The organism is uncultured Ralstonia sp., from assembly GCA_913056305.1.
In the GTDB taxonomy this organism is placed as follows: Bacteria; Pseudomonadota; Gammaproteobacteria; order Burkholderiales; family Burkholderiaceae; genus Ralstonia.
In genome coordinates this window covers 1-22,862 of record CAJXMR010000064.1, presented here as the reverse complement: position 1 = coordinate 22,862, position 22,862 = coordinate 1, and the positions used below count along the sequence as shown (strand labels likewise).

The following is a 22,862-nucleotide window of genomic DNA, read 5'->3' as shown; positions in this document are numbered from 1 at the left end:
AAAAAACTCTTTCACCTATAATCACTCCGTTGCTTTTAAATTAATCGGAGTGAGATAAATGGGATTTGGAAATAAATCATCATTTAATCCCGTTTATTGGCGAGTAATGGCGAAAAAGCCATCGATACGGTCATTGCACTCGTTGCCTTCAAAAAACATTCGATCAACCCCGGGGGCAACCAGTGAGTGAAGAGATGGCAACCGATGCCGCTGTGCAGGTGCTCACCGAGCGCGTCAGCCACGCGATCGACGATTTGAAGGAAATGAAGGGGCAGTTGGCGTCCGTCAATCAGGGCGTTGTGCTGATGGCTGCACTGCAGGAGCGAGTGAACACCATCGACGGCAAGACGAACCGGCTCTTCGAGGTGAGCGACGCAACCAAAACCGAGATGGGAAAGCTGTCATCCCAGATGGATGTTCACAGCCGCATGTGGAAGCTCATCGGTACGGCGCTGCTCGCATGCATAGGTGTGCTTGGCTGGGCGGCCACGCAATACGGGAACTTTCGTGATCTGGCTGCTCGTGTCTCTGTTCTCGAACGTCTCACCCAGGAACGTACGAAATGAAGCTGATCGATGAGTGGCATCGCTGCTATCGCCTGTATTCGCAGCAGATCAATGCGGCGGGCGTGGCGCTCTCGACCACCTACGCCGTGATGTACGACCAGATTCGCGACGTGCTGCCTGCCCGCTATCTGGCGATCCTTACAGGCGTCGTCTTCGCCGGCAGCTTTGTCGTGCGCCTCATCAAGCAGGAGCCCAAACGTGCCCGCACTCAAGCGCCCAAGTAAGCCGCTCGCGGCCATTGTCGGCACCGCGGCGGCAGCCGGCCTGCTGGCCATCGTGCCTAAGTTCGAGGGTACGAAACTCACCACCTACCGCGACCCCATCGGCGTGCTGACTTATTGCACCGGCGCGACCGAGGATGCGCAGTGTCTGCGCGCGCGCAGCGACGTGGCTGGGCAGATAGGCGGCGCCATGATCCGCCGCATGTTCGGCGGCTGGCGCGGTGTCCTTCTCCGTGACCGGCGCGGTAAAGACCTGACGCCAGGCGTCGATGTCCAGATGCTCCAGCGCAAGGCTGGCGAGCACGCCTTCGGCCGGCTGCGGCACGGGCTGGTGCACGCCGATGCCGCCGCGCAGCACCTCGGTGCCGTTGGCGGTGGTGCGCTGCTCGTAGCGGGCGCTCGCCACGTTGCCGATCTGTAGCAGGACTTCATCAAGATCGCCGGCGTCGTTGGCTGCGGTGCCGGACGCGAGCGGACGCATCTCGAAGCGCACCGGTAGCGGTTGACCCGCCGCCTTGGCGAGCGGCGCCGGCAGTTGCACCGTCATCGGCGTCAGGTCGGTCTGCACCAGCACGGACGTGTGGTGCTGCTTGGTGCTGATGGTGGCGCTGTAGGGCGCGCTGCCTTCCAGCGCGCGCGCCACCGCGGCGATGGCGCTGCCGGCAGGGGCGGTCTCGCGCAGGCCCTGTGCCGATGCCGTGCCCGCCACCTGGATCCGGATCGTGCCATCGGGCAGCGTGCCGCCGCTCGGGCGGATCTCGCCGCCGGCAAAGCGTGCGCGCAGGTTGTCGAAACCGATGCCTTTTTGCGTGAAGGTGAGCGCGCCGGTCACGTCCGTGAGCGACGGCGCCTGCGGCGCCAGCACGACATCGTTGTGCAGGAAGGTGACGCTGCCCTGCGCACGCGCGGTGTGCATCTCGTTGAGCGGCAGGTCCAGCTTGAGTGCCAGCGTGGCATTGCCCTGCGCGCGCGCGTCCTTGGTGAAGTGGCCGATCCAGCCGCTCACCGGGCTGCCCTCGACGTATTGCAGGAAGCTTTGCGTGGCGCCGTCGGCATGGCCGTCGATGGTCAGCAGCGGATGGTGGTCGCCCATGTCGGGCAGGCTGCCGTTCACGTCGGTCAGTGTCACGCCGCCTGCCCTGGCGCGCGCCACCTTGAATGACATCGACGGCTTGTCGAACACCACGGTGCCCTCGACGTCGGTGAAGGCCGGCCAGCCGGTCGGGTGCGAGGCGTCGGCGGGGGCCGGCTGGTAGGTCACGTCCTTGACCGGCACTTCGACGCGGAAGGCGCCCTTGTGCGGGGCACGGAACGGGAATTCGTTCAGGTCACCGGTGAGGACGAGGGTGACGTTGCTGGCCGTGCCGCCTTGCAGGGCGCCCGCCAGGTAGTCGCGCGTATGCGGCCCGACCGAGAGCGGCAGGTAGCGCGGCACGCGCGTGACGGTGGCGCGTTCCAGCGTGCCCTTCAGGTCCAGCGCGCCGATGTGGCTGGTGTTGGGCGCATGACGGTAGCTGCCGGATACGCTGGCCGAGAGGTCGTCGTTGGAGAAGGTCAGGTTGTCGCTGCTGACCACCAGCTCCTGCTTGCGGTAGGTCCAGGCGAAGGTGCCTTGCAGGCGCTCCAGCGGCACGCGTGCTTCGTCGAATACGCCGGGCAGCAGCAGGGCGAGGTCGGCGGAATCGATGCGCACGGTGCCCTTGTCGTCGGCAAAGCTGAAGTTGCCGGAGAGGTTCTCCACGCCCGGCACGGCCGGATCGGGGTGATGGCCGGGCGGCACGGCCGGCAGCGGGCCGGGGCCGAACGACACCTGGCGCAGCGTGCCGCGTCCGTTGAAATGCTCGGGCGCCGGGCTGTTCGGGCGCCAGCGCGAGACGTCGCGCTGCCAGCTGAAATCGATGTCGTCCAGGCGGCCGGTCGGCTGCTTGCTGCGCAGCGGTGCCAGCACGGCTGCCGGCAGGGGCAGGGTGGTGGCGACGGCGCGCGCGTCGGCCAAGTCGAGTGTGCTCGCCTTGACCTGCAGGCTGCGCAGGGCGTCGCGTGTATCGAGCGCCCAGCCGACGGTGATGTTGCGGAAGCCGCGCGGCGTGCCGGCGGGGTTGGGCGGCGCCTCGGGGGTGGGGCCGACCAGCGTGGCCTGCGGGGGCGGCGGCACCGCCACGGCCTGCGGCGACGAGGCGTCCAGCGGCAGCCACAGCAGGGTATCGATGCGCAGCGTGTGCTCGCCAGTGGCGGTGCGCTGGTGCGAGGCCAGGGCCTGCAGGCTGCGCAGGCGGATCGGGTCGAGGTCTTTGCGTACCTGCAGGTCGAGTGCCTGGCCGGTCAGCCGGGCCTGGCTGCGGGTGAAGACGCCGCCCGCGAATTCTACCGAGCCGTCGGAGGTGAGCGTGCCGCTGTTGGCGGCGGCCAGCACCGGCACGTAGCGTTGCAGGGTCGCCAGTTGCAGCGTGTCGACCTGCCAGGTGGCCTGGCCGTGCCAGTGGTGCCAATCGCCGGGGCGCTGCAGCAGTTCGTGGCGGAAATCGGCGTGCAGCTTGATCGGGCCGTTGAACAGGGTGGGCGCGTTGGCGCTGGCTTCCAGGCGGTGGTGGGTCGGGCCGCTGCGCAGTTGCAGGCGCACATTGCCCAGCGCCGCTTCCGGCAGGCCGTGCTGCTCGTCGAGCCAGCGCACCGCGCCTTCGCGAAAGTCGATGTCGCCTTGCGCGAGGAGCTGGTCCAGGAAGGTGCCGTCGGCGCCGGCGGTCGGCTCCATCTTGATGCCGCCCACCGACAGGGCGCCGGCCGGGTCGCGGCGGACCAGCACGTCGGCGTGGCTGGCGTGCAGTACGGAGAACGTCACCTGCCAGCGCAGCAATGACCGCCACGACAGCCGCGCCTGCACGTCCTGCACCGCCAGGGTCTGGCGGCCGGCGGCGTCGCGCGCCTCGATGCGTTGGGCGCGGAAGGCCGGGTGCCAGCCGTCCCAATAGGTATCCAGCGCGCCAATGCTGACCTGCGCCTGCAGGGGAACGGCCGCCTCGCGTTCCATCCACTCGCGCGCCAGGCTCACGCGCGGCCACAGGACGAAGCGCACCAGCAGCACGCCGATCACGGCCAGCACCATCAGCGCGGCGGCGGTCTTCCACAGGATGCGCCAGAGCTTGCGCCAGATCGGCGCGCGCGCCACGGCGCCAAGGCCGGCCCACAGCCGGTGCGCTATCCGCCCGATCGAGGCCCAGGCAGCGGGCATGGCCGCGCGCAGGCCTGCCCGGGCAGCGGGGGCGGTATTGGCATGGCTGCCGTCGGACTTCGGGGCTTCGGGGGGATGGGGCGGGACCGGCATGATCCGGATTATCCGATATTCGGCGGTGGCCGCCACGTTTGCGGGGCGCACGGGCGTGAGGCGGCAGCGGGCGGGGGCCTCGATGCGTGCTTGACCGTTCTTTCTTGTGATGCGCCTGATCCGCCCGTCCGCCCTGCGGCCGTTTCAGCGAAAATAAAAGCTTCCCGCCGTTTCCCATGCCGTTTCCCACGCCGTTTCCACTCCTCGCCCGCATGACCACATCCACCCCCGCCTCGCCGTTCCTGCAAACGCCGGCCTGCCCGCCGGACGCGCCCCCCGCCGCGCTGCCGTTTGCGCGCAGCTATTCCCGCTACGTCCAGCGCATGGCCGCGGCGCGCGAGGGCTGGGCGGAGCAGGTGCAAACCGCTGTTGCCGGCCTGATCGACGTGGCCTGGCTGTCGGCGCGCTTTGGCGAGCTGTTCGAGGCGGCTGCGGTTGAGCCGGAGCAGGCGCTCAAGCGCGCGCTGCGCATGCTGCGCAAGGAGGTCTTCGCCGCCCTGATCGAGCGCGACTTGTCCGGCGCGGCCACGCTGGACGAAGTGACCGGCACCATGACCGACCTGGCCGAGTTTGCCGTGCGCGTGGCGATTGCCGTGATCGGGCAGGAGCTGGGCGCGCTGCATGGCCAGCCGATTGGACAATCCTCGGGCGAGGTGCAGGAGCTGGTGGTGGTCGGCATGGGCAAGCTGGGCGGGCGCGAGCTGAACGTCTCGTCCGACATCGACCTGATCTTCCTCTACGACGAGGAGGGCGACACGCACGGCGGCCCTCGCCAGCTGTCCAACCACGAATACTTCGTCAAGCTCGGCCGGCGCCTGATCAACGCGCTGGCCGAGGTGACCGAAGACGGCTACGTCTTCCGCGTCGACATGCGCCTGCGCCCCAACGGCGACGCCGGCCCGCTGGCCTGCAGCCTGGGCATGCTGGAGGAATACTTTGTCGTGCAGGGCCGCGAGTGGGAGCGCTATGCCTGGATCAAGGGCCGCGTCATCACCGACCCGACCAGCCCGCATGCGGCACGCGTGATCCAGCAGCTCGATCGCGTGACCGGGCCGTTCGTGTTCCGCCGCTACCTCGACTACGGCGTGATCGCCGCCATCCGCGCGCTGCATGCGCAGATCCGCGCGGAGGCCGCCAAGCGCAGCAGCAGCGGCCACCTGCAGCACGACGGCCACGTGCACGCGCGCGCGCCCAACATCAAGCTCGGGCGCGGCGGCATCCGCGAGATCGAATTTGTGGCGCAGGTGTTCCAGTTGATTCGCGGCGGACAGGATTTCGCCCTGCGCGTGCGGCCGACGCTGGAGGTGCTGCGCACCGCCGCAGAGCGCGGCCTGATCGACGCCGATGTGGTGGCACGCCTGACCGAGGCGTACCGCTTCCTGCGCCAGCTCGAGCACCGCTTGCAGTACATCGAAGACGCCCAGACGCACAACCTGCCCGGCGCACCGGCCGACCAGTTGAGCGTCGCGCGCATGATGGGCTTTGCCGACTATGCCGCGCTGGTCGCGCAGTTGGAGGCGTATCAGGAGGAAGTCGCGCAGCAGTTCGAGCAGACCTTCTCCGACAAGCAGGACAGCCAGCCGCCGTGTGCCGCCATCTGGCACGCTGATCTGCTCGACGACGAGCGCACCGAGAGCGCCCGCGCGCAGCTCGCCGAACTCGGCTATGCCGATGCCGACAGCGTGCTGGAGCGGCTGCGCGCGTCGCGCCATTCGCCGCGCTACCGGGCGCTGTCGGAGGTCAGCCGCCAGCGTTTTGACCAGCTCATCAACCGCGCTCTGGACCACGCCGCGCGGCAGACCGATGCGGACGTCACCATCGCGCGCTTCCTCGATTTTTTCGACGCGATCAGCCGGCGTTCGTCGTACCTGTCGCTGCTCTCCGAGTACCCGCAGGCGATGGCGCGCGTGGCCCACACGCTGCACGCCTCGCGCTGGGCGGCGGATTACCTGACGCGCCATCCGCAGCTGCTCGACGAGCTGCTCGATACCGAGGCGCTGTCCGCCGCGCCCGACTGGCCGGCCTTCCGCGAGCGCGTGCGCGACCGCCTGCGCGCCGCCGATGACCATGTCGAGATGCAGATGGACATCCTGCGCCAGGAGCACCATGCCGAGACCTTCCGCATCCTGCTGCAGGACCTGCAGGGGATGCTGACCGTCGAGCAGATCAGCGACCGCCTCTCCGACCTGGCCGATGCCGTGCTGGACCTGACGCTGGAAACCGTCTGGCAGCAGGTGGCCACGCGCCACCGCGAGGTGCCGCGCTTTGCCGTGGTGGCCTACGGGCGCCTGGGCGGCAAGGAGCTCGGCTATGCGTCCGACCTCGACATCATCTTCCTCTACGACGATGACGACGAGCGCGCGCCCGATGTGTACGCATCCTTCGCGCGCAAGCTCATCACCTGGCTGACCAGCCACACCGCCGCCGGCATGCTGTTCGACGTGGACACGCGCCTGCGCCCGAACGGCGCCGCCGGCCTGATGGTCACGCACTTCGAGGCTTTCCGCCGCTATCAGATGCGCGAGGGCGACAACGCCGCCTGGGTGTGGGAGCACCAGGCGCTCACGCGCGCGCGCTTCTGCGCGGGCGATGCCGAGATCGGCGCGCGCTTCGAGGCGCTGCGCACGGCAGTGCTGCGCCAGCCGCGCGAGGCCGGCCCGCTGCGCGACGAGATCGTGGCGATGCGGGAAAAGGTGCTCGAAGGCCACGCCAACCCGACCGCGCTGTTTGATTTGAAGCACGACCGCGGCGGCATGGTCGATATCGAATTCACCGTGCAATTCCTGGTGCTGTTGCACAGCGCCGCGCATGCGGAGCTCACGCGCAACGCCGGCAACATCGCGCTGCTGCGCATGGCGGGTGAGCTGGGCCTGATCGACGCGACCCGCGCGGCCCAGGTGGCTGACGCCTATCGGGACTTCCGCGCGCGCCAACACCAGCTGCGGCTGGACGGGCAGTCCGCCGCGCGTGTGCCGGCCGGCACCTGTGCGCATGAGGCCGCCCACGTGCGCGCCTTGTGGGGGCAGGTGTTCGGCGCCGTTGGCGCAGCATCGCCCGCGCCATGAGCCCGCGCGTGCATGCGGTCCGCACGTGGGGCGTTTGCGCGGGCGTGTTCGCGCTGTCTGCCGCGTTCTCGTTCGTGCCGTGGCTGCATGCCATCGGCCTGTACCAGCGCGATGGGGTGCGCGGCGGCCAGTGGTGGCGCATCGTCACGGCCATGTGGGTCCACCTTGACGCGTGGCATTGGCTGGCCGATTGCATGGCGGCGACGGGCCTGATCCTGTTGTTGTCGCGGGTGCTGCGGCCGGACGCCATCGTTGGCGCATTGGTGGCCTGCGGGGTGCTGGTGCAGCTGGCGCTTCTCAATCAGCCGACGGTGCAGTGGTATGGCGGCCTGTCGGGCGCATTGCACGGGCTGGCGGCATGGGGTGGGCTGCGGTTGCTGCGACCCTCTGCGCAAGGCGCGGCTGACGACCGGCGCTCACGCTGGATCGGCACCCTGCTGTGCGCGGGTGTGCTGGTGAAGGTGTGGCTGGAGCAGTCGTGGTTATCGCCGATCGTCTACGACCCGCACTGGGGCTGGGGTGTGGTGCGCATCGCCCACGCCTTTGGCGCGGCGAGCGGTCTGCTGATCTGGGTGCTGGGGGAATGGCGCGCCCAAGGCAAGCGGGTGCGCGGCTGATCTACAGGGGGGCGACGCAAGCGCAATGGACACGCCGGCGGCTGCCGGGCGTGTCCTTGTTGCGTTTACAGGGTCTTGCGGCGCGAGAAGGCGATCGCGCCGGCGGCCAGCAGCAGGCCCGCCAGCCACAGGGGGAAGTGACCGCCACCGCCACCGCCGCCACCGCCCGACGCCCCGCCGCTGCCCGAGCCCGTTGAGCTGGAAGAGCCCGGGGTGACCGTTATGGTGGCGGTATCGGAGGCGGAGCTGCCCGCGTTGTTGGTCAGCGTCACGCTGAAGATGTAGACGCCGATCGCGGACGGCGTGAACGTCGCCGTGCTGTTGCCGTTGGCGTCTGGGCCGGTGGTCGTGAGCGTGACGGGGGTGCCGGCCGTTTGCGCCCAGACCGGGTTACCGGCGGTGCGGCCGTAGCCGGCACCGCTGACAGCCCTGAGCGTGACGGCCGTGCCGGTGGTGGCGGTCGACACCGATGGTCCGACATGGACGGTGGGCATGCCTTGCGTCTGGGTGATGGCCGCGCCGGCGTCCAGCAGGCCCGCGCCGCAAACACCCGCATGCGTGGCGCAATACGTGCCCGACGGGAACGGGCGCGACGACTGCTTGAGCAGCGTCGCGATGGTGTCCGGCGTCAGCGCGGGCTGGACGGAGAGCATCAGCGCCGCCACCGCCGTCACGTGCGGCGTGGCCATCGAGGTGCCGATGTCGTTGGCATAGGCGTCTCCGGTGGGCGAAGCCATCGGGTTGGTGGCGCCGTTGTTGGACAGCGAGATGATGCCGCTGGCCGTTCCGTTGACGACCGTACCCCTGCCGCCACCCGGCGCGCTGATCGTGGTCTGCGCGCCGACGTTGGCATAGACGGCGTTGTCGCCCTCCAGCGTGTTGGCCGTCACGGCAATGGCGCCGGCGCAGTTGGCGGGCGAATCCACCGGGCCGGATTCGTTGCCGGTGGCGACCACGATGGTGGCGCCCTGGGCGCGCGCCGCGTTGACGGCGTCCTGCTCCGGTTGCGAACACGGGCCGACGCCGCCCAGGCTCATGTTGATGACCTTGGCCGGGGTCGGGTTGGTGCCGGCACCGGAGACCGGGACGCCCGCCAGCCACTGCAGCGCTTCAATGATGTCGGAGGTGGCGCCGCCGCACTTGCCCAGCGCCCGCGCCATCTGCACGCGCACGCCCGGCGCGATGCCCGCAATGCCGATGCCGTTGTTGCGCTGCGCTGCGATCATGCCCGCCACGAAGGTGCCATGCCAGCTGCTGCTGCTGGGGTTGCCGCACAGGGTGGGAAATTTGCTCGTATCTGTTGAGTCCACCCAGTCACCCGGGTCGGCGGGGTCGTTGTTGCCGGCCGCGTTGTTGGCACCGTTGTTGACGAACCCGCTGGGGATGGTCTGGCCGGTCTTGCTGTCCGTCGTGCCGGCCATGGCGCTGCTGCTGACGAAGTTGTAGCCAGTGTTGAAGCGCGCCGCGCCGCCAAAGTCGGCGTGGTCGGCACGGATGCCGGTGTCGACGATGCCCACGTAGACGGTGTTCACACCGGTGGTCGTGTCCCAGGCGGCAGTCACGTTCGCGCCGCCGGGCACCGGGGTGCCCGGCAGCAGGTTCCATTGCTGGGCGAAGAACGGATCGGTGGCGAGCGCCATCGGCCGCATGACGCGGTCTGGCGATACGTATTCGAACTGGCCGCTGGCCTCCATGCGCTGCGCCACGGTCTGGGCGTCTGCCAGCGACATGACGCTGGGCAGCGTCACCACGTGTGCACCGCCAGCCATGGCGCGCTTGTACGTCACCTGCAGCTGGGCCGCGGCCGACCACCGTTGCACCGTTGCAACGTCCGCGCGTGTCGCCGTGCCGTCAGCGGCCACCGATTGCGCCTTGAGCACTCCGCTGGCGCTGCTCTTTTCCTTGATGATCAGCTGCGTGACCTGCTGCAGCTGCAGGTTGTATGCGGTCGATTTTTCGGCCGCCATGGCTGGCACAGCCTGCATCGAACCCAATCCAAGCGCGATCAGCGCACGAAAGGCACCCCCGGGAACCATCGTTTTCATCAGAGCAGTCCTGTTTTCTTGTGAAAAACTGAGACTTAATTGTCAGAAACGATTGAGATCGTGTGTTCCAGATGTGACTGGGTGGAAACCCTAGTATCGAAGGCCTAGGCAGGGATGGTCGCGCACAAACAAGGGGAAATCGGGAGGCGGGATAAGACAGATGCCCGCGCCGGGGCCGGCGCGGGCGGAGGGAGGGTGAGGCGGCTGGCTTACTTGCGGCGTCGGCGACGGCCGGCCAATCCGGCCGCCAGCAGTAGCGCGGCACCCGTCAGGCCGACGGCACCGCCACCGCCGCCACCGCTGCCGGAGCTACTGCTCGAACTCGACGTGCCATTGCCGATTCCGGCCGGCGTTGTTTTCTGCGCGTAGGCCACGGCACCGGCCGTATCCAGCAGGCCCGCACCGCATTTGCCGGCGTTTACCGTGCAGTAGGTGTTGGCCGGGTGGGCACGCGCGGACTGCTGCAGGCCGGCCAGGATCTGCGCGTTCGACAATTGCGGCTGGACGCTCAGCATCAGCGCGATCGTGCCCGCCACCTCGGGCGTGGAAAAGCTGGTGCCCGCCACCTGTTTGACGGTGGCGCTGCCCGGGCTGTACTGACCGGTGTTGGAATCCGCCTGGATGACCGATTGCGTTTCGGAGCAGGTTGCCGGGGTGGTGGTCGTGATGACCTTGGAATTCCCGCAGCCGCCGCCCGGCGCGCTGATCGCCACCTCCGCGCCGACGTTGGCGTAGCTTGCGTTCTCGCCGCTGTCGACGTGTGCCGTCACGGCGATGGCGCCCGAACAGTTGGCAGGCGCATCCACCGCGCCGCCTTCATTGCCGGAGGCGGCTACCACCACCGTGCCCAGCGCGGCCAGGCGGTTGATCGCATCCTGCTCCGCCGCCGAGCACGCCCCGACGCTGCCCAGGCTCACGTTGACCACGCGCGCCGGGCTGGGGTTGTTCGGCACGCCCGACACGGCAATGCCGCCCGCCCACAGCATGCCGTCCACGGTGTCGGACAGCAGCGCGCCGCATTTGCCCGAGACGCGCACCGGCACGATCAGCGTGTTCCAGCCCACCCCTGCAATGTCGAGCCCGTTGTTGGTGCCGGCGGCCAGCACGCTCGACGTCTCGGTACCGTGCCAGCTGCTCGGGCCGATGTCGCTCGCGGTGCAACCGGAGATATTCGCGACGTCCGTGGCGGTGACGCCATCGCCCAGGTCGTGCGCGTCGGTGCCGCGCCCCGTGCTGTTTCCGGCGCGCGCGGCGCTGGAGATGAAGTTGTAGCCGGGCAGGATCTTGTTGGTCAGGTCCGGGTGGTCGGTGTAGCCGGTGTCGACCACGGCCACCACGATGCTGGTCGATCCCTGTGTGACGTCCCATGCCGGCTGCACGTTGATCCCGCCGGGCACAACCGACGGGATCTGCAGGTTGTTCTGCGTGGCAAATTGCGGATCGTTGGGGGTAGCCGACGGATGCAGAATGCGGTCCGGCACGGCATAGGCCACGCGTGCATCCTGCGCGACCTTGGCCGCCGCGGCCTCGATGCTGGCGGCGTCGGTCAGGCCCGTGCGCGTGAGCTGCGCATTGGTGGCCAGGGTGCGCTTGACTTGCAGCGCGCTGCCGGCGGCCTGCGCAACCGACAGCAGGCGGTTGCTCGCCTCGGTCGCGGACAGCGGCTTTTGCGTGCCGCTGGTGTCATCCCGCCATTTGATGATCAGGTCGCCGGTGTACTGGGGCTGGGCGTTGCCAGCGGCCGACGCCGTGTGGCATGCGAGCAGCATGGCCGCGGCGCCCATCAGGGCGGCACCTGCGCGTCGCGCGCGCGTGGGTTGCATGAGAGCGAACGTCATGTGGGCGGACTCCATCGTGACAGTCTTTGCGGCGGGTGATGCGGCAATGTCGCGCAACCGGCGACAGTAAGAAATTAGCATGCAATCCTGCGTCTTGCGGCGCACATGCGGGCAAAGCACACAGTGTGTAGCTGCGCCTGCAACGCGCCTGGGGCAATCAACGTTGAATCTTGAGTACGCGATCCGCATCCGCCGAGGCGATGCCGGGTGCGGCGCGCAGCGTGGCGATGGCGTTGTCCAGCGTGGCGGACGCATCGCCTGAGGCGGCGCGCACTACCCAGTAGCCGCCCGACATCGGGCGCACCACCGTGAAGGCCACGCGCGGCGTGGCGCGCGCACCAATGGCATCAAGCTGGCCCTGCAGCGTGGCGGCGGAATCGGTGGGCGCGCGCAGGCCGACGATCACGTCGCCCAGGTTTTGCGCGGCCGACACCGAGGCCGGCGGCGTGGTGTTGACGGAAGACGGGTCCATGGCAGGCGGCTTGCCCGGATCGATGGCCGGGACGGATTTGCAGGCGGCCAGCAAACACAGACCGAGCACCGCCGCCAGCGCGGGCTTGTAGGAAGACAGCAGGGTGCGGGATCGGCTGACCGGGTAGGGCATGCGGTTCTCCTGGGGAGCGGGGAATGGGGAAAGGCGTTCCACTGAACATGAAACGCGGCAATGTCTTTTTAGGTATACGCGATCACTGGGCCGCACGCCGCGTTTTACGCTGCGCGGCCGGCGAGGGCTGGGCGCGCCCAGCGGCGAGCATCTCGTCGGCATGGCGGCGCGTGGTGTCGGTGAGGGATGCGCCGCCGAGCATGCGCGCGATTTCGTCCACGCGGCCGGTGGCGTCCAGCACCACCAGGTCGGAGCGCGTGCTGCCGGCGACCGTCTGCTTGGCCACCTGCACGTGGTGGTTGGCGAGCGCCGCCACCTGCGGCAGGTGGGTGACGCACAGCACCTGGCGGCGCGTGCCCAGTTCGCGCAGGCGCCGGCCCACGACTTCGGCCACGGCGCCACCGATGCCGGAGTCGACCTCGTCGAAGATCAGCGTGGGGGTCGGGCTCGCCTCGCTGGCGATCACCGAGATGGCCAGGCTGATGCGCGCCAGCTCGCCGCCCGAGGCCACCTTTGCCAGCGGCCGCGGCGACACGCCGGCATGGCCGGCGACGAGGAATTCGACCTGTTCCAGCCCCGCCGCACCGCCGTGCTCCAGTGCGTGCAGCGCGATGTCGAAGCGCCCGCCGGCCATCGACAGGCCCTGCATGGCGCCGGTCACGGCCTCGGCCAGCTCGCGCGCGGCCTTGGCGCGGGCGCGTGACAGCGCCTGGGCGACCTGCGCATAGGCGGCGTGGGTTTGCGTTTCCTGTGCCTGCAGCGCGTCGAGGTCGGACGCCGCCTGCAGCGCGGCCAGTTGCGCCTGGCGCTCGGCCAGCTCGGCCGGCAGTGTCTCGGGCGCGACGCGGTATTTGCGCGCCATGGTGTGCAGCGCCTGCATGCGCGCATCGACTTCGGCCAGGCGGTCCGGGTCCAGCTCCGCACGATCGGCATAGCGTGCAAGCGAGTGCACGGCTTCCTGGATCTGCACCTCGGCCGGCTCCAGCGCGGCCAGCACGTCGGCCAGGGCCGGGTCGATCTCGGCCAGCTCCCGCAGCGTATGGAGGGTGGTGCCCAGCTGCGTGAGCACGGCACCTTCCGCCTCCGACAGGCCATCGAGCGCCGCGCGCGTGCCTTCGATCAGGCTGGCGGCGTGCGACAGGCGATGGTGCTCGGCCTGTACGTCTTCCCACTCGCCGGGCTGCGGGGCGAGCTTCTGCAATTCATTGACCTGCCATTCGATGCGCTCGCGCTCGAGCTGGGCCTCGCGCGATTGCTGCTCGGCCGCCTCGCGCAGGCGCACCACGGCTTGCCACGCGCGATAGCGTTCGGCCACGGTGCGCACGTCGTCCTCGAGGCCGGCGTGGGCGTCGAGCAGGCTGCGCTGGGCATCCGTCTTGAGCAGCAGTTGATGCGCGTGCTGGCCGTGGATGTCGACCAGTTGCTCGCCCACTTCGCGCAGTTGTGCGAGCGTGACGGCGGCACCGTTGATGAAGGCCTTGCTGCGGCCGGCGGCATCGACGGTGCGGCGCAGCAGGATGACGCCTTCGTCGTCATGTAGCTCGTGTGCTTCCAGCCACGCAGCGACCTGCGGGTGCGCGTCAAATGCGGCGGTGATGTCCGCGCGCGGCGCGCCCTCGCGCACCACGGCGGCATCGGCGCGCTCGCCCAGTGTGAGCGCCAGCGCGTCGATCAGGATGGATTTGCCGGCGCCGGTCTCGCCGGTGAACACGGTAAAGCCGTCGGCCAGGTCGAGGTCCAGCGCGTGGACGATGACGAAATCGCGGATGGTGAGGCTGCGCAGCATGGAGCGTCGGGCGGAGTCTGGGTTACAGCCGGTTGTCTTCGGTGGGGTACTCGTGCCAGTGCAGCTTCTTGCGCAGCGTGGCGTAGTAGTTGTAGCCGACCGGGTGCAGCAGTTGCACGGTGCGCTCGGAGCGGCGCACCACGATGCGGTCGCCGGGCAGCAGCGAGGTCAGCGACTGCATGTCGAAGTTGACGCTGGCGTCGCGCCCGCTGGTGACCTGGATGACCAACTCGGCGTCGTGCGGGATCACGATCGGCCGGTTGGACAGCGCGTGCGGCGCGATCGGCACCAGCACCAGGCCCGAGAGCGCCGGGTGCAGGATCGGCCCGCCTGCCGATAGCGCATAGGCCGTCGACCCGGTGGGGGTGGACACGATCAGGCCGTCCGAGCGTTGGTTGTACATGAAGAAGCCGTCCACCGACACGGCCAGCTCGACCATGCCGGAGATGCCGGAACGGTTGACCACCACATCGTTGAAGGCCAGGGCGGAGAAGATGACCTCGTCGTCGCGGACCACCTGGGCCTGCAGCAGCGTGCGGATCTCGGCCTCGTAGCGGCCGGCCAGCATGTCGGGCAGCACGTTGTGAACGTCTTCGAACGGGATGTCGGTCATGAAGCCGAGCCGCCCGTGGTTGACGCCGATCACAGGCACGCTGGCGCCGGCCAGGTGGCGGCCGATGCCGAGCAACGTGCCGTCGCCGCCGAGCACGACCGCCACGTCGGCCTGGCGGGCCATTTCTTCGGGCGGCAGGGCAGGGTAATCCTGGACGCCGATGTTCAGCGCCGTTTCGCGCTCGAACACGATGTCGTGCCCGCGCGCGGCGATGCTCGACGCCAGTTCCATGAGCGGTGCGGCAATGTTGGCGGCCGAGTAGCGGCCGACCAGCGCGACGGTCTTGAAAGGCGAGGGCTGAGACACGCGGGAAGCTGAGGCGGACGCGGATTTCGACATGGGCGCATTACACCATATCGATATGACGGTCGCCACGTTGTGCAGCCGCGGGCGTATGTTTGACCATGAAACGTCGCCGTCACCTTGGGGCGGCCGGTTTTGTGCGGCCGATTTTGCGTAAAATCGAAGCCACCATGGACAAACGCGCCACCATCCTCCTCAAGACCCTGATCGAGCGGTACATCGCCGAGGGGCAGCCCGTGGGCTCGCGCACCCTGTCGAAGTATTCCGGGCTCGACCTGTCGCCGGCCACCATCCGCAATGTGATGGCCGACCTGGAGGAGATGGGCTTCATCGCCAGCCCGCACACCTCGGCCGGGCGCATCCCGACGCCGCGCGGCTACCGGCTCTTCGTCGACACCATGCTGACGGCCAACCCGCTGGAGCTGGTCGGCGCGCGCGACCCGATCGCGCACCAGGTGGCCGGCGCGATTGCCGAGCAGGTGCGCGCGCAGTTGGCCTCGCATGGGTCGGAATCGTCGCAGCGGGTAATCGCGGCGGCGGCGCAAACGCTGTCCAACCTGTCGCAGTTTGCCGGCGTGGTGATGACGCCGCGCCGCACGCATGCCTTCCGGCAGATCGAATTCCTGCGCCTGTCCGAGACGCGCATCCTGCTGATCGTCGTCACGCCCGAGGGCGACGTGCAGAACCGCATCATCCATACCGATACGCCGTACACGCCGTCGCAGCTGGTGGAAGCCGCCAACTACATCAACGCGCACTACGGCGGCATGACCTTCGACACTGTGCGCGAGCGCCTGCGCGGCGAGCTTTCCGCCCTGCAGGCCGACATGACGTCGCTGATGCAGGCGGCGGTGGAGGCGGGCAGCAGCGCGGTGTCGGACGAAGAACCGGTGGTCATCTCCGGCGAGCGCAAGCTGCTGGAGGTGGAAGACCTGTCCTCCTCCATGGACAAGCTGCGCCGGCTGTTTGCCGTGTTCGAGCAGAAGACTGGTTTGCTGCAATTGCTTGATGTCTCCAGCCGCGCCGAGGGCGTGCAGATCTTCATCGGCGGCGAGAGCAGCCTGGTGCCGCACGAAGACATGGCGGTCATCACCGCGCCGTACGAGGTGGACGGCAAGATCGTCGGCACGCTCGGCGTGATCGGGCCGATGCGCATGGCCTACGAGCGCGTGATCCCGATCGTGGACATCACCGCCAAGCTTCTGTCGAGCACGCTCAGCCAATATTGATCCTCAGGCTGGCGGCATAAGCTCAGCCGAATTTCTTCGACGACAGCCCCGCCTGCCGTCTCCCAGAATCGACTCCGGCGCATGTGCGCGTTCTTTCTGCCGGAGTCTTCCATGGCTGGTTCTTCTCTCCCCCGTTTGCTGGCCGCCGCACTGTCGGTGGCAGTCTCGTTCTCCTTGCTCGGCAGCGCGCCCGCGCGCGCGGCTGACCGCGAGGTCGTCATCGCCTATCAGGACATGATGCTGCCCTGGCGCTACGCCCAGGCCACCGGCGAGGTCGAGCGCGCCACCGGCTACAAGGTGACCTACCGCCAGCTCGCCAGCGGCGCAGACGTAGTGCGCGCCATCGCCTCGGGCTCGGTGCAGATCGGCGAAGCCGGGTCGAGCCCGATCGCGGCCGGCGTGTCGCAGGGCGTGGACCTGTCGCTGTTCTGGATTCTCGACAACATCAACGATGCGGAGGCGCTGGTCGCTCGCAACGGCAGCGGTGTCGCGCGGGTGGCGGACCTGAAAGGCAAGACGCTGGGCGTGCCGTATGTGTCGACCTCGCACTTCCATGCGCTGGTGGCGCTGCAGCAGGCGGGGCTGGACCCGCGCGACGTGAAGGTCGTCAACCTGCGCCCGCAGGAACTGTCTGCCGCATGGGACCGCGGCGATGTCGACGCCGCCTTCATCTGGGACCCGGTGCTCGCCAAGGTCAAGAAGAACGGCACGGTGCTGATCACCTCCGGCAAGATCGCCGCGGCCACGGGCAAGTCGACGTTTGACGGCTTTGTGGCCGACCGGAAGTTCGCGCGCGACCATGCGGAGTTCCTTGCCAAGTTCACGGAGGTGCTGGCCAAGGCCGATGCCGCCTATCGCGACAACAAGGCCGCGTGGACGGTCAGCTCGCCGCAGGTGGCGGCGGTGGCCAAGACCTCGGGCGCGACGGCGGCTGAGGTGCCGGCGAGCCTCGCGCTGTACGCTTTCCCAGATGCGGCCGAGCAGGCGTCCAAGCGCTGGCTGGGCGGCGGTGCGCAATCGGGCGCGGCGCAATCGCTGCTGGCCACGGCGCAGTTCCTGAAGACGCAGGGCACGATCCAGGCGGTGCTGCCGGACTACGGCGCCACCATTGATTCCCGCTTCGTCCAGCGCGTGGCGGGTGGGTCGGGCAAGGCCGTTGCTACCGCATCCCGATGAGCCGCATCGAAGTCCGCGGCCTGCGCGTCGACTACACCGACGCGCACGGCCGCACGATACGGGCGCTCGACGGCGTCGACCTGTCGATCGAGGCAGGCGAATTCGTCGTCGCGCTGGGCGCCTCGGGCTGCGGCAAGACCACGCTGCTGAATTGCCTGGCCGGCTTCGTGGCGCCGACGGCCGGCCACATCCTGCTCGACGGACGGGAGGTGGAGGGCCCCGGCGCAGAGCGCGGTGTGGTGTTCCAACGCTACGGCCTGATGCCGTGGCTGAATGTGCGCGACAACGTGGCACTCGGCTTGAAGCTGCGCGGCATCGACCGTTCCACACGCCACGCGCGGGCGCTCGAACTGCTGCGGCTGGTTGGGCTGGAGGCGCATGCCGTGTCGCCCGTGTATGCCCTGTCGGGCGGCATGCAGCAGCGCGTTGGCATCGCGCGGGCGCTGGCCACCGAGCCGCGCGTGCTCCTGATGGACGAGCCGATGGGCGCGCTCGACGCCTTCACGCGCGAGACCATGCAGACGCTGGTGCTGGACGTGTGGCAGCGCACTTGCACCACGGTGTTCTTCATCACGCATGACGTGGAAGAGGCGTTGTTCCTGGCGACACGGTTGGTGGTGATGTCGCCCTCGCCGGGGCGCGTCGCGCAGACGTTCGACCTGCCGTTCTCGCGGCGGGCGCTGGCCGGCGGCGACGCGCGCGCGGTCAAATCATCAGCGGAATTCATTGCGTGGCGGGAGCGCGTGCTGGCGCTGATCCATCGCGCGCCGGAAACGGAGGCGGTATGAGTAGTAAGCAGGGGCCCCGCGCAGCGGGGATGCGCACGGCCACGAATTCCGCCGGCCACCGACGCCACCAAGGCAGGAAGACTGACACCGGTAGGGAGGCGGCGGCATGAGCGCAATCGAGACGGCCCTGCTGGATTGCCTGGGCTGCGAGGACGCCACGCCATCGCGAGATACCCCTCGTCGCCTGCGCGGCTACCGCCTGCCGGGCGAGGGCGGCACGCTCGGGCTGAGCGTGCTGTCGGTCGGCGCTTTGCTGCTGCTATGGTGGGCGGCGACCACGTTCCACTGGGTGCCGCCGCTGTTCCTGCCGTCGCCGCAGGCGGTGGGGCAGGCGTTTGTCGACGCCTGGCGCGGCGACATCCAGGGCGGTCAGCCGCTGGCCGCGCATCTGGGCTGGAGCGCGCTGCGTGTGTTCGGCGCGTTTGTGCTGGCGACCGTCACCGCTGTGCCGATCGGCCTGGCGATGGGCGTGTCGCGCACCGCACGCGGCCTGCTGGACCCGCCCATCGAGTTCTACCGGCCGCTGCCGCCGCTGGCGTACCTGCCGCTGGTGGTCATCTGGCTTGGCATCGACGAGCGCGCCAAGATCGTCGTCATCTATCTCGCCTGCTTTGCGCCGATTGCCATGGCCGCGCGCGCCGGCGTGCGCAGCGCCACGCGCGAGCAGATCAACGCCGCCTATGCGCTGGGTGCGAGCTTCACGCAGGTGGTGCGGCACGTGATCCTGCCGGCCGCGCTGCCGGAGATCCTCACCGGCTTGCGTATCGCCATCGGCTTCGGCTGGACCACGCTGGTGGCGGCGGAGATGGTGGCGGCCACCGTGGGCCTCGGCCAGATGGTGCTCAATGCATCGAGCTTCCTGCGCACCGATCTGGTGGTGATGGGCATCGTGCTGATCGGCGCGATTGCGTGGGCGTTCGATCTGGCGATGCGTGCCGTCGAGGCGCGTGCGGTGCCCTGGAAAGGCCGCAGCTAGCCCTCAGAAACTCCCCGTGAACTGATACCGCCCGCCCGGGTGCCACATGGTCGCCACCGAGGCGACCTCGCCCTGGGACAGCGTCTTTCGCCGCAGCATCAGGCACGGCTCGCGCACCTCCATGTGCAGCATCTCGGCGATGTCACGCGGGGGCAGGCACGCCTCGATGCCATACTCCACGCCCTGCAACGGGGCGGCACGCATCAGGTAGGCATTCGGCGTGGTCTGCGTGAAATCCTGCTCCATATAGTCCGGCGCCAGCGCGGCGTTGACCCAGCGGTCTTCGAGCTGGATCGGCAGGTCGTTCTCGAAATGCACGATCAGCGAATGGAACAGCGTGCGCCCGGCCGGCAACCCGAACGGCGCGGCCATCGCCTCGTTGGCGCGCACGCGCTCGAGCTTGTGCAGCTCGGCGCGGTGCCGGTGCCCGCGCGCGGCGATCTCCTCGGCGATGTTGCGGATCGCCACCAGCGTCGCCTGGTATTTCTGCTGTGCAACGAACGTCCCCGAGCCCTGCACGCGCGTGAGGATCTGCTCGGCGGTCAGCTCGCGCAGCGCGCGGTTGACCGTCATGCGCGACACACCAAAGGCCTGCGCCAGCGCCACCTCGGCGGGAATCACCTCGCCTTCCTTCCATTCCCCGCTGCGGATGCGGGACAGGATGTCTTCCTTGATGCGCCGGAAGGCGGGTGTGGCGGCGGACGGCTCGGGTGACATGTGGACGACCTGGGGGACAGATGTGAGGGGCCGATGTGATGACCCGTTGGCAGTCATGATCGGGGTTTGCCCTCAAGTTGTAAAGTTTTCTTGATTTATTTGTATATACAACATACGATCCGCTGCATCCACAGGAGTTCTGCAGGAGACCTCACATGAATGCCCCGATCGACGCCGCCCACCTGTCCAACGACCCGCGCTACGACGCTTCGCGCGAGATCCGCGCCCCGCGCGGCACGGAGCTGCACTGCAAGAGCTGGCTGACCGAAGCCGCCTACCGCATGCTGCAGAACAACCTCGACCCGGACGTGGCCGAGAACCCCAAGCACCTCGTCGTCTATGGCGGCATCGGCCGCGCGGCGCGTGACTGGGCCTGCTTCGACAAGATCCTGGAAACGCTGCGCGAGCTGAACGACGACGAGTCGCTGCTGGTGCAGTCGGGCAAGCCGGTGGGCGTGTTCAAGACGCATCCGGATGCGCCGCGCGTCTTGATCGCCAACTCCAATCTCGTACCGAAGTGGGCCAACTGGGAGCACTTCAACGAGCTGGACCGCAAGGGCCTGTTCATGTACGGCCAGATGACTGCTGGCAGCTGGATCTACATCGGCAGCCAGGGCATCGTCCAAGGCACCTACGAGACCTTTGCCGAAGCCGGCCGCCAACATTACGACGGCAAGCTGGCCGGCCGCTGGATCCTGACCGCCGGCCTGGGCGGCATGGGTGGCGCGCAGCCGCTGGCCGCCACGCTGGCCGGTGCCGTGTCGCTGAACATCGAGTGCCAGCAATCGAGCATCGACTTCCGCCTGCGTACGCGCTACCTCGACAAGCAGGCCAAGGACATCGACGACGCATTCAATCTGATTCGCCACCATTGCGAGCGTGGTGAGGCCGTGTCCATCGGTCTGCTCGGCAATGCCGCGGAAATCCTGCCGGAGCTGGTCAAGCGTGCCCGCGCCGGCGGCCTCAAGCCGGATCTGGTGACCGACCAGACCTCGGCGCATGATCTGGTCAACGGCTACCTGCCGACTGGCTGGACGGTCGAGCAATGGCGTGCTGCGCAACGCGATCCGTCGCAGCACGCCCGCCTGACTGAAGAGGCCGCAAAGTCGTGCGCCGTGCACGTGCAAGCCATGCTCGACTTCCAGGCCATGGGCATCCCGACCGTCGACTACGGCAACAACATCCGGCAGGTCGCGTTCGATCAGGGTGTGAAGAATGCCTTCGACTTCCCAGGCTTCGTGCCGGCCTACATCCGCCCGCTGTTCTGCGAGGGCAAGGGCCCGTTCCGCTGGGTGGCGCTCTCGGGTGACCCGGAAGACATCTACAAGACCGACGCCAAGATCAAGGAGCTCTTCCCGCACAACACGCATGTGCATCGCTGGCTCGACATGGCGCGTGAGCGCATCGCCTTCCAGGGCCTGCCCGCCCGCATCTGCTGGCTGGGCCTGGGCGAGCGCCACCTGGCCGGCCTGGCCTTCAATGAGATGGTCAAGAACGGCGAGCTGAAGGCCCCCATCGTGATCGGCCGCGATCACCTCGACACCGGCTCGGTTGCCAGCCCCAACCGCGAAACCGAAGCCATGCGCGACGGCACCGACGCCGTGTCGGACTGGCCGCTGCTCAACGCGCTGCTGAACACCGCCGGCGGTGCGACCTGGGTGTCGCTGCACCATGGCGGCGGCGTCGGCATGGGCTATTCGCAGCACTCGGGCGTGGTGATCGTCGCCGACGGCACCGAGGCCGCTGCCAAGCGCCTGGGCCGCGTGCTGGTCAACGATTCCGGCTCGGGCGTGATGCGCCATGCCGATGCCGGCTACGAGACCGCCGTCGCCTGCGCCAAGCGCAATGGTTTGAACCTGCCGATGATCGGCTAAGTTAGAGAGATCCCCTGCATTCCATGAACACCATGACCACGCCCCCCATCCTCACGCTGCAACCCGGTGAGATGACCTTCGCCGACCTGCGCCGCGTGTGGCTCGCGCCCACGCCCATCGCGCTGTCGGGCGACTGCGCCGCCGCCATCGAGGCGTCGGCCGCCACGGTGCAGGCCATCGTCGCCAAGGGCGACCCGGCCTACGGCATCAACACCGGTTTCGGCAAGCTGGCCAAGACGCAGATCGCCACGCACGAGCTGGAGCGCCTGCAACGCAACCTGATCCTGTCGCACGCTGTCGGCACCGGTGAAGACTTGAGCGACAACGTGGCGCGATTGGTGCTGCTGATGAAGGCAGCGAGCCTGGCGCGCGGTTATTCGGGCGTGCGCCGTGTTGTGATCGACACGCTGTTGGCACTGCTGAACGCCGGCATCGTGCCCTGCATTCCGTCGAAGGGTTCGGTGGGCGCGTCGGGCGATCTGGCGCCGCTGGCGCACATGACGCTGGCCCTGCTGGGCGAAGGCGACGTGCGCGTGAACGGCGTACGCACCCCGGCACGTGCGGCACTGGCTGCCGCGGGCATCGAGCCGAACGCGCTGGCCGCCAAGGAAGGCCTGGCACTCATCAACGGCACGCAGGTGTCGACCGCGTTGGCGCTCAACGGCCTGTTCCTGGCCGAGCGACTGCTGCAAGCCGCCACGGTGTCGGGTGCGTTGTCGGTGGATGCCGCCAAGGGCAGCGACGCGCCGTTCGATCCGCGCGTGCACACTGTGCGTGGGCAAGCCGGCCAGATCGCCACCGCGGCCGTGTACCGCAACCTGCTTGCCGGCAGCGCCATCCGTCAGTCTCACCTCGTGGGCGACAAGCGCGTGCAAGACCCATACAGCCTGCGCTGCCAGCCGCAAGTCATGGGTGCATGTTTCGATCTGATCCGCCAGGCCGGCGCCACGCTGCTCACCGAAGCCAACGCAGTGACCGACAACCCGCTGGTCTACGCCGACGCCGGTGAAGTGATCTCGGGCGGTAACTTCCATGCCGAGCCGGTGGCGTTTGCCGCCGACATGCTCGCGCTGGCGATTGCCGAGATCGGTGCGCTGTCCGAGCGCCGCATCGCGCTGCTGA

At 68.5% G+C, this 22,862-nt stretch carries 16 protein-coding genes and 1 pseudogene; 10 read left to right on the top strand and 7 right to left on the bottom strand.

Annotated features, from left to right (window positions below):
- The first annotated feature begins 194 nt into the window (after window positions 1-194).
- Window positions 195-566, top strand: coding sequence for a hypothetical protein (locus QZ609_RS12540; RefSeq protein WP_137910664.1), 372 nt, complete (start codon window positions 195-197; stop codon window positions 564-566).
- A complete protein-coding gene (locus QZ609_RS12535) occupies window positions 563-790 on the top strand; it encodes a hypothetical protein (protein WP_137910663.1) in 228 nt (75 codons plus the stop codon). Before QZ609_RS12540 ends, QZ609_RS12535 begins: the two co-directional genes overlap by 4 nt.
- A gap of 124 nt (window positions 791-914) precedes the next feature.
- On the opposite strand, the pseudogene QZ609_RS12530 reads toward QZ609_RS12535, so the two are convergent.
- Window positions 915-4,109: pseudogene (locus QZ609_RS12530) on the bottom strand (DUF3971 domain-containing protein); the annotation flags it as partial.
- Window positions 4,110-4,321: 212 nt separating this feature from the next.
- Here QZ609_RS12530 and glnE point away from each other — a divergent pair.
- A complete protein-coding gene (gene glnE, locus QZ609_RS12525; protein WP_295494938.1) occupies window positions 4,322-7,174 on the top strand; it encodes a bifunctional [glutamate--ammonia ligase]-adenylyl-L-tyrosine phosphorylase/[glutamate--ammonia-ligase] adenylyltransferase in 2,853 nt (950 codons plus the stop codon).
- Entirely contained in the window at window positions 7,171-7,791 is a 621-nt protein-coding gene (gene rrtA, locus QZ609_RS12520) for a rhombosortase (protein ID WP_295494934.1), read from the top strand. Before glnE ends, rrtA begins: the two co-directional genes overlap by 4 nt.
- A 65-nt stretch (window positions 7,792-7,856) precedes the next feature.
- On the opposite strand, the gene mprA is transcribed toward rrtA, so the two are convergent.
- From mprA to QZ609_RS12495, 5 genes are all read right to left on the bottom strand, one after another.
- Complete coding sequence (mprA, locus tag QZ609_RS12515; protein WP_295494932.1) at window positions 7,857-9,836, bottom strand: MprA protease, GlyGly-CTERM protein-sorting domain-containing form; 1,980 nt, start codon at window positions 9,834-9,836, stop codon at window positions 7,857-7,859.
- Window positions 9,837-10,045: 209 nt separating this feature from the next.
- Window positions 10,046-11,674, bottom strand: a complete 1,629-nt coding sequence (locus tag QZ609_RS12510) for a S8 family peptidase (protein ID WP_295494929.1) — start codon at window positions 11,672-11,674, stop codon at window positions 10,046-10,048.
- 157 nt (window positions 11,675-11,831) lie between these two features.
- The gene (locus QZ609_RS12505; RefSeq protein WP_295494926.1) at window positions 11,832-12,278 is read right to left on the bottom strand and encodes a hypothetical protein; all 447 of its coding nucleotides are present in this window, start codon (window positions 12,276-12,278) and stop codon (window positions 11,832-11,834) included.
- An 82-nt stretch (window positions 12,279-12,360) separates the two neighbouring features.
- On the bottom strand, window positions 12,361-14,064 hold the full coding sequence (gene recN / locus QZ609_RS12500) for a DNA repair protein RecN (RefSeq protein WP_295494924.1): 1,704 nt from the start codon (window positions 14,062-14,064) through the stop codon (window positions 12,361-12,363).
- A 22-nt stretch (window positions 14,065-14,086) separates the two neighbouring features.
- On the bottom strand, window positions 14,087-15,016 hold the full coding sequence (locus QZ609_RS12495) for an NAD kinase (protein WP_295494922.1): 930 nt from the start codon (window positions 15,014-15,016) through the stop codon (window positions 14,087-14,089).
- Window positions 15,017-15,150: 134 nt separating this feature from the next.
- Here QZ609_RS12495 and hrcA point away from each other — a divergent pair, with 134 nt between their 5' ends.
- The 4 genes from hrcA (at window position 15,151) to QZ609_RS12475 (ending at window position 19,149) form a co-directional block, all read left to right on the top strand.
- Window positions 15,151-16,209, top strand: a complete 1,059-nt coding sequence (gene hrcA / locus QZ609_RS12490; RefSeq protein ID WP_295494920.1) for a heat-inducible transcriptional repressor HrcA — start codon at window positions 15,151-15,153, stop codon at window positions 16,207-16,209.
- Window positions 16,210-16,320: 111 nt separating this feature from the next.
- Window positions 16,321-17,385 carry a taurine ABC transporter substrate-binding protein gene (gene tauA, locus QZ609_RS12485; RefSeq protein ID WP_295494916.1) on the top strand — a complete coding sequence of 355 codons (1,065 nt, stop codon included), beginning with the start codon at window positions 16,321-16,323 and terminating at the stop codon, window positions 17,383-17,385.
- The gene (locus tag QZ609_RS12480) at window positions 17,382-18,173 is read left to right on the top strand and encodes an ATP-binding cassette domain-containing protein (RefSeq protein WP_295494914.1); all 792 of its coding nucleotides are present in this window, start codon (window positions 17,382-17,384) and stop codon (window positions 18,171-18,173) included. Before tauA ends, QZ609_RS12480 begins: the two co-directional genes overlap by 4 nt.
- Before the next feature lie 106 nt (window positions 18,174-18,279).
- Window positions 18,280-19,149 carry an ABC transporter permease subunit gene (locus QZ609_RS12475; protein WP_295494911.1) on the top strand — a complete coding sequence of 290 codons (870 nt, stop codon included), beginning with the start codon at window positions 18,280-18,282 and terminating at the stop codon, window positions 19,147-19,149.
- A 3-nt stretch (window positions 19,150-19,152) separates the two neighbouring features.
- Here the strand turns inward: QZ609_RS12475 and hutC are convergent, their stop codons facing one another.
- On the bottom strand, window positions 19,153-19,866 hold the full coding sequence (gene hutC, locus QZ609_RS12470) for a histidine utilization repressor (RefSeq protein ID WP_295494908.1): 714 nt from the start codon (window positions 19,864-19,866) through the stop codon (window positions 19,153-19,155).
- A gap of 155 nt (window positions 19,867-20,021) precedes the next feature.
- Between hutC and hutU the strand changes: the two genes are divergently transcribed.
- Both hutU and QZ609_RS12460 read left to right on the top strand, forming a co-directional pair.
- Window positions 20,022-21,740 (top strand): urocanate hydratase, encoded by a 1,719-nt coding sequence (hutU, locus tag QZ609_RS12465; protein ID WP_295494906.1) that lies wholly within the window; start codon window positions 20,022-20,024, stop codon window positions 21,738-21,740.
- A gap of 23 nt (window positions 21,741-21,763) precedes the next feature.
- Window positions 21,764-22,862, top strand: a 1,099-nt coding sequence (locus QZ609_RS12460; protein WP_295494904.1) for an aromatic amino acid lyase, incomplete at its 3' end; no start/stop codon positions are given.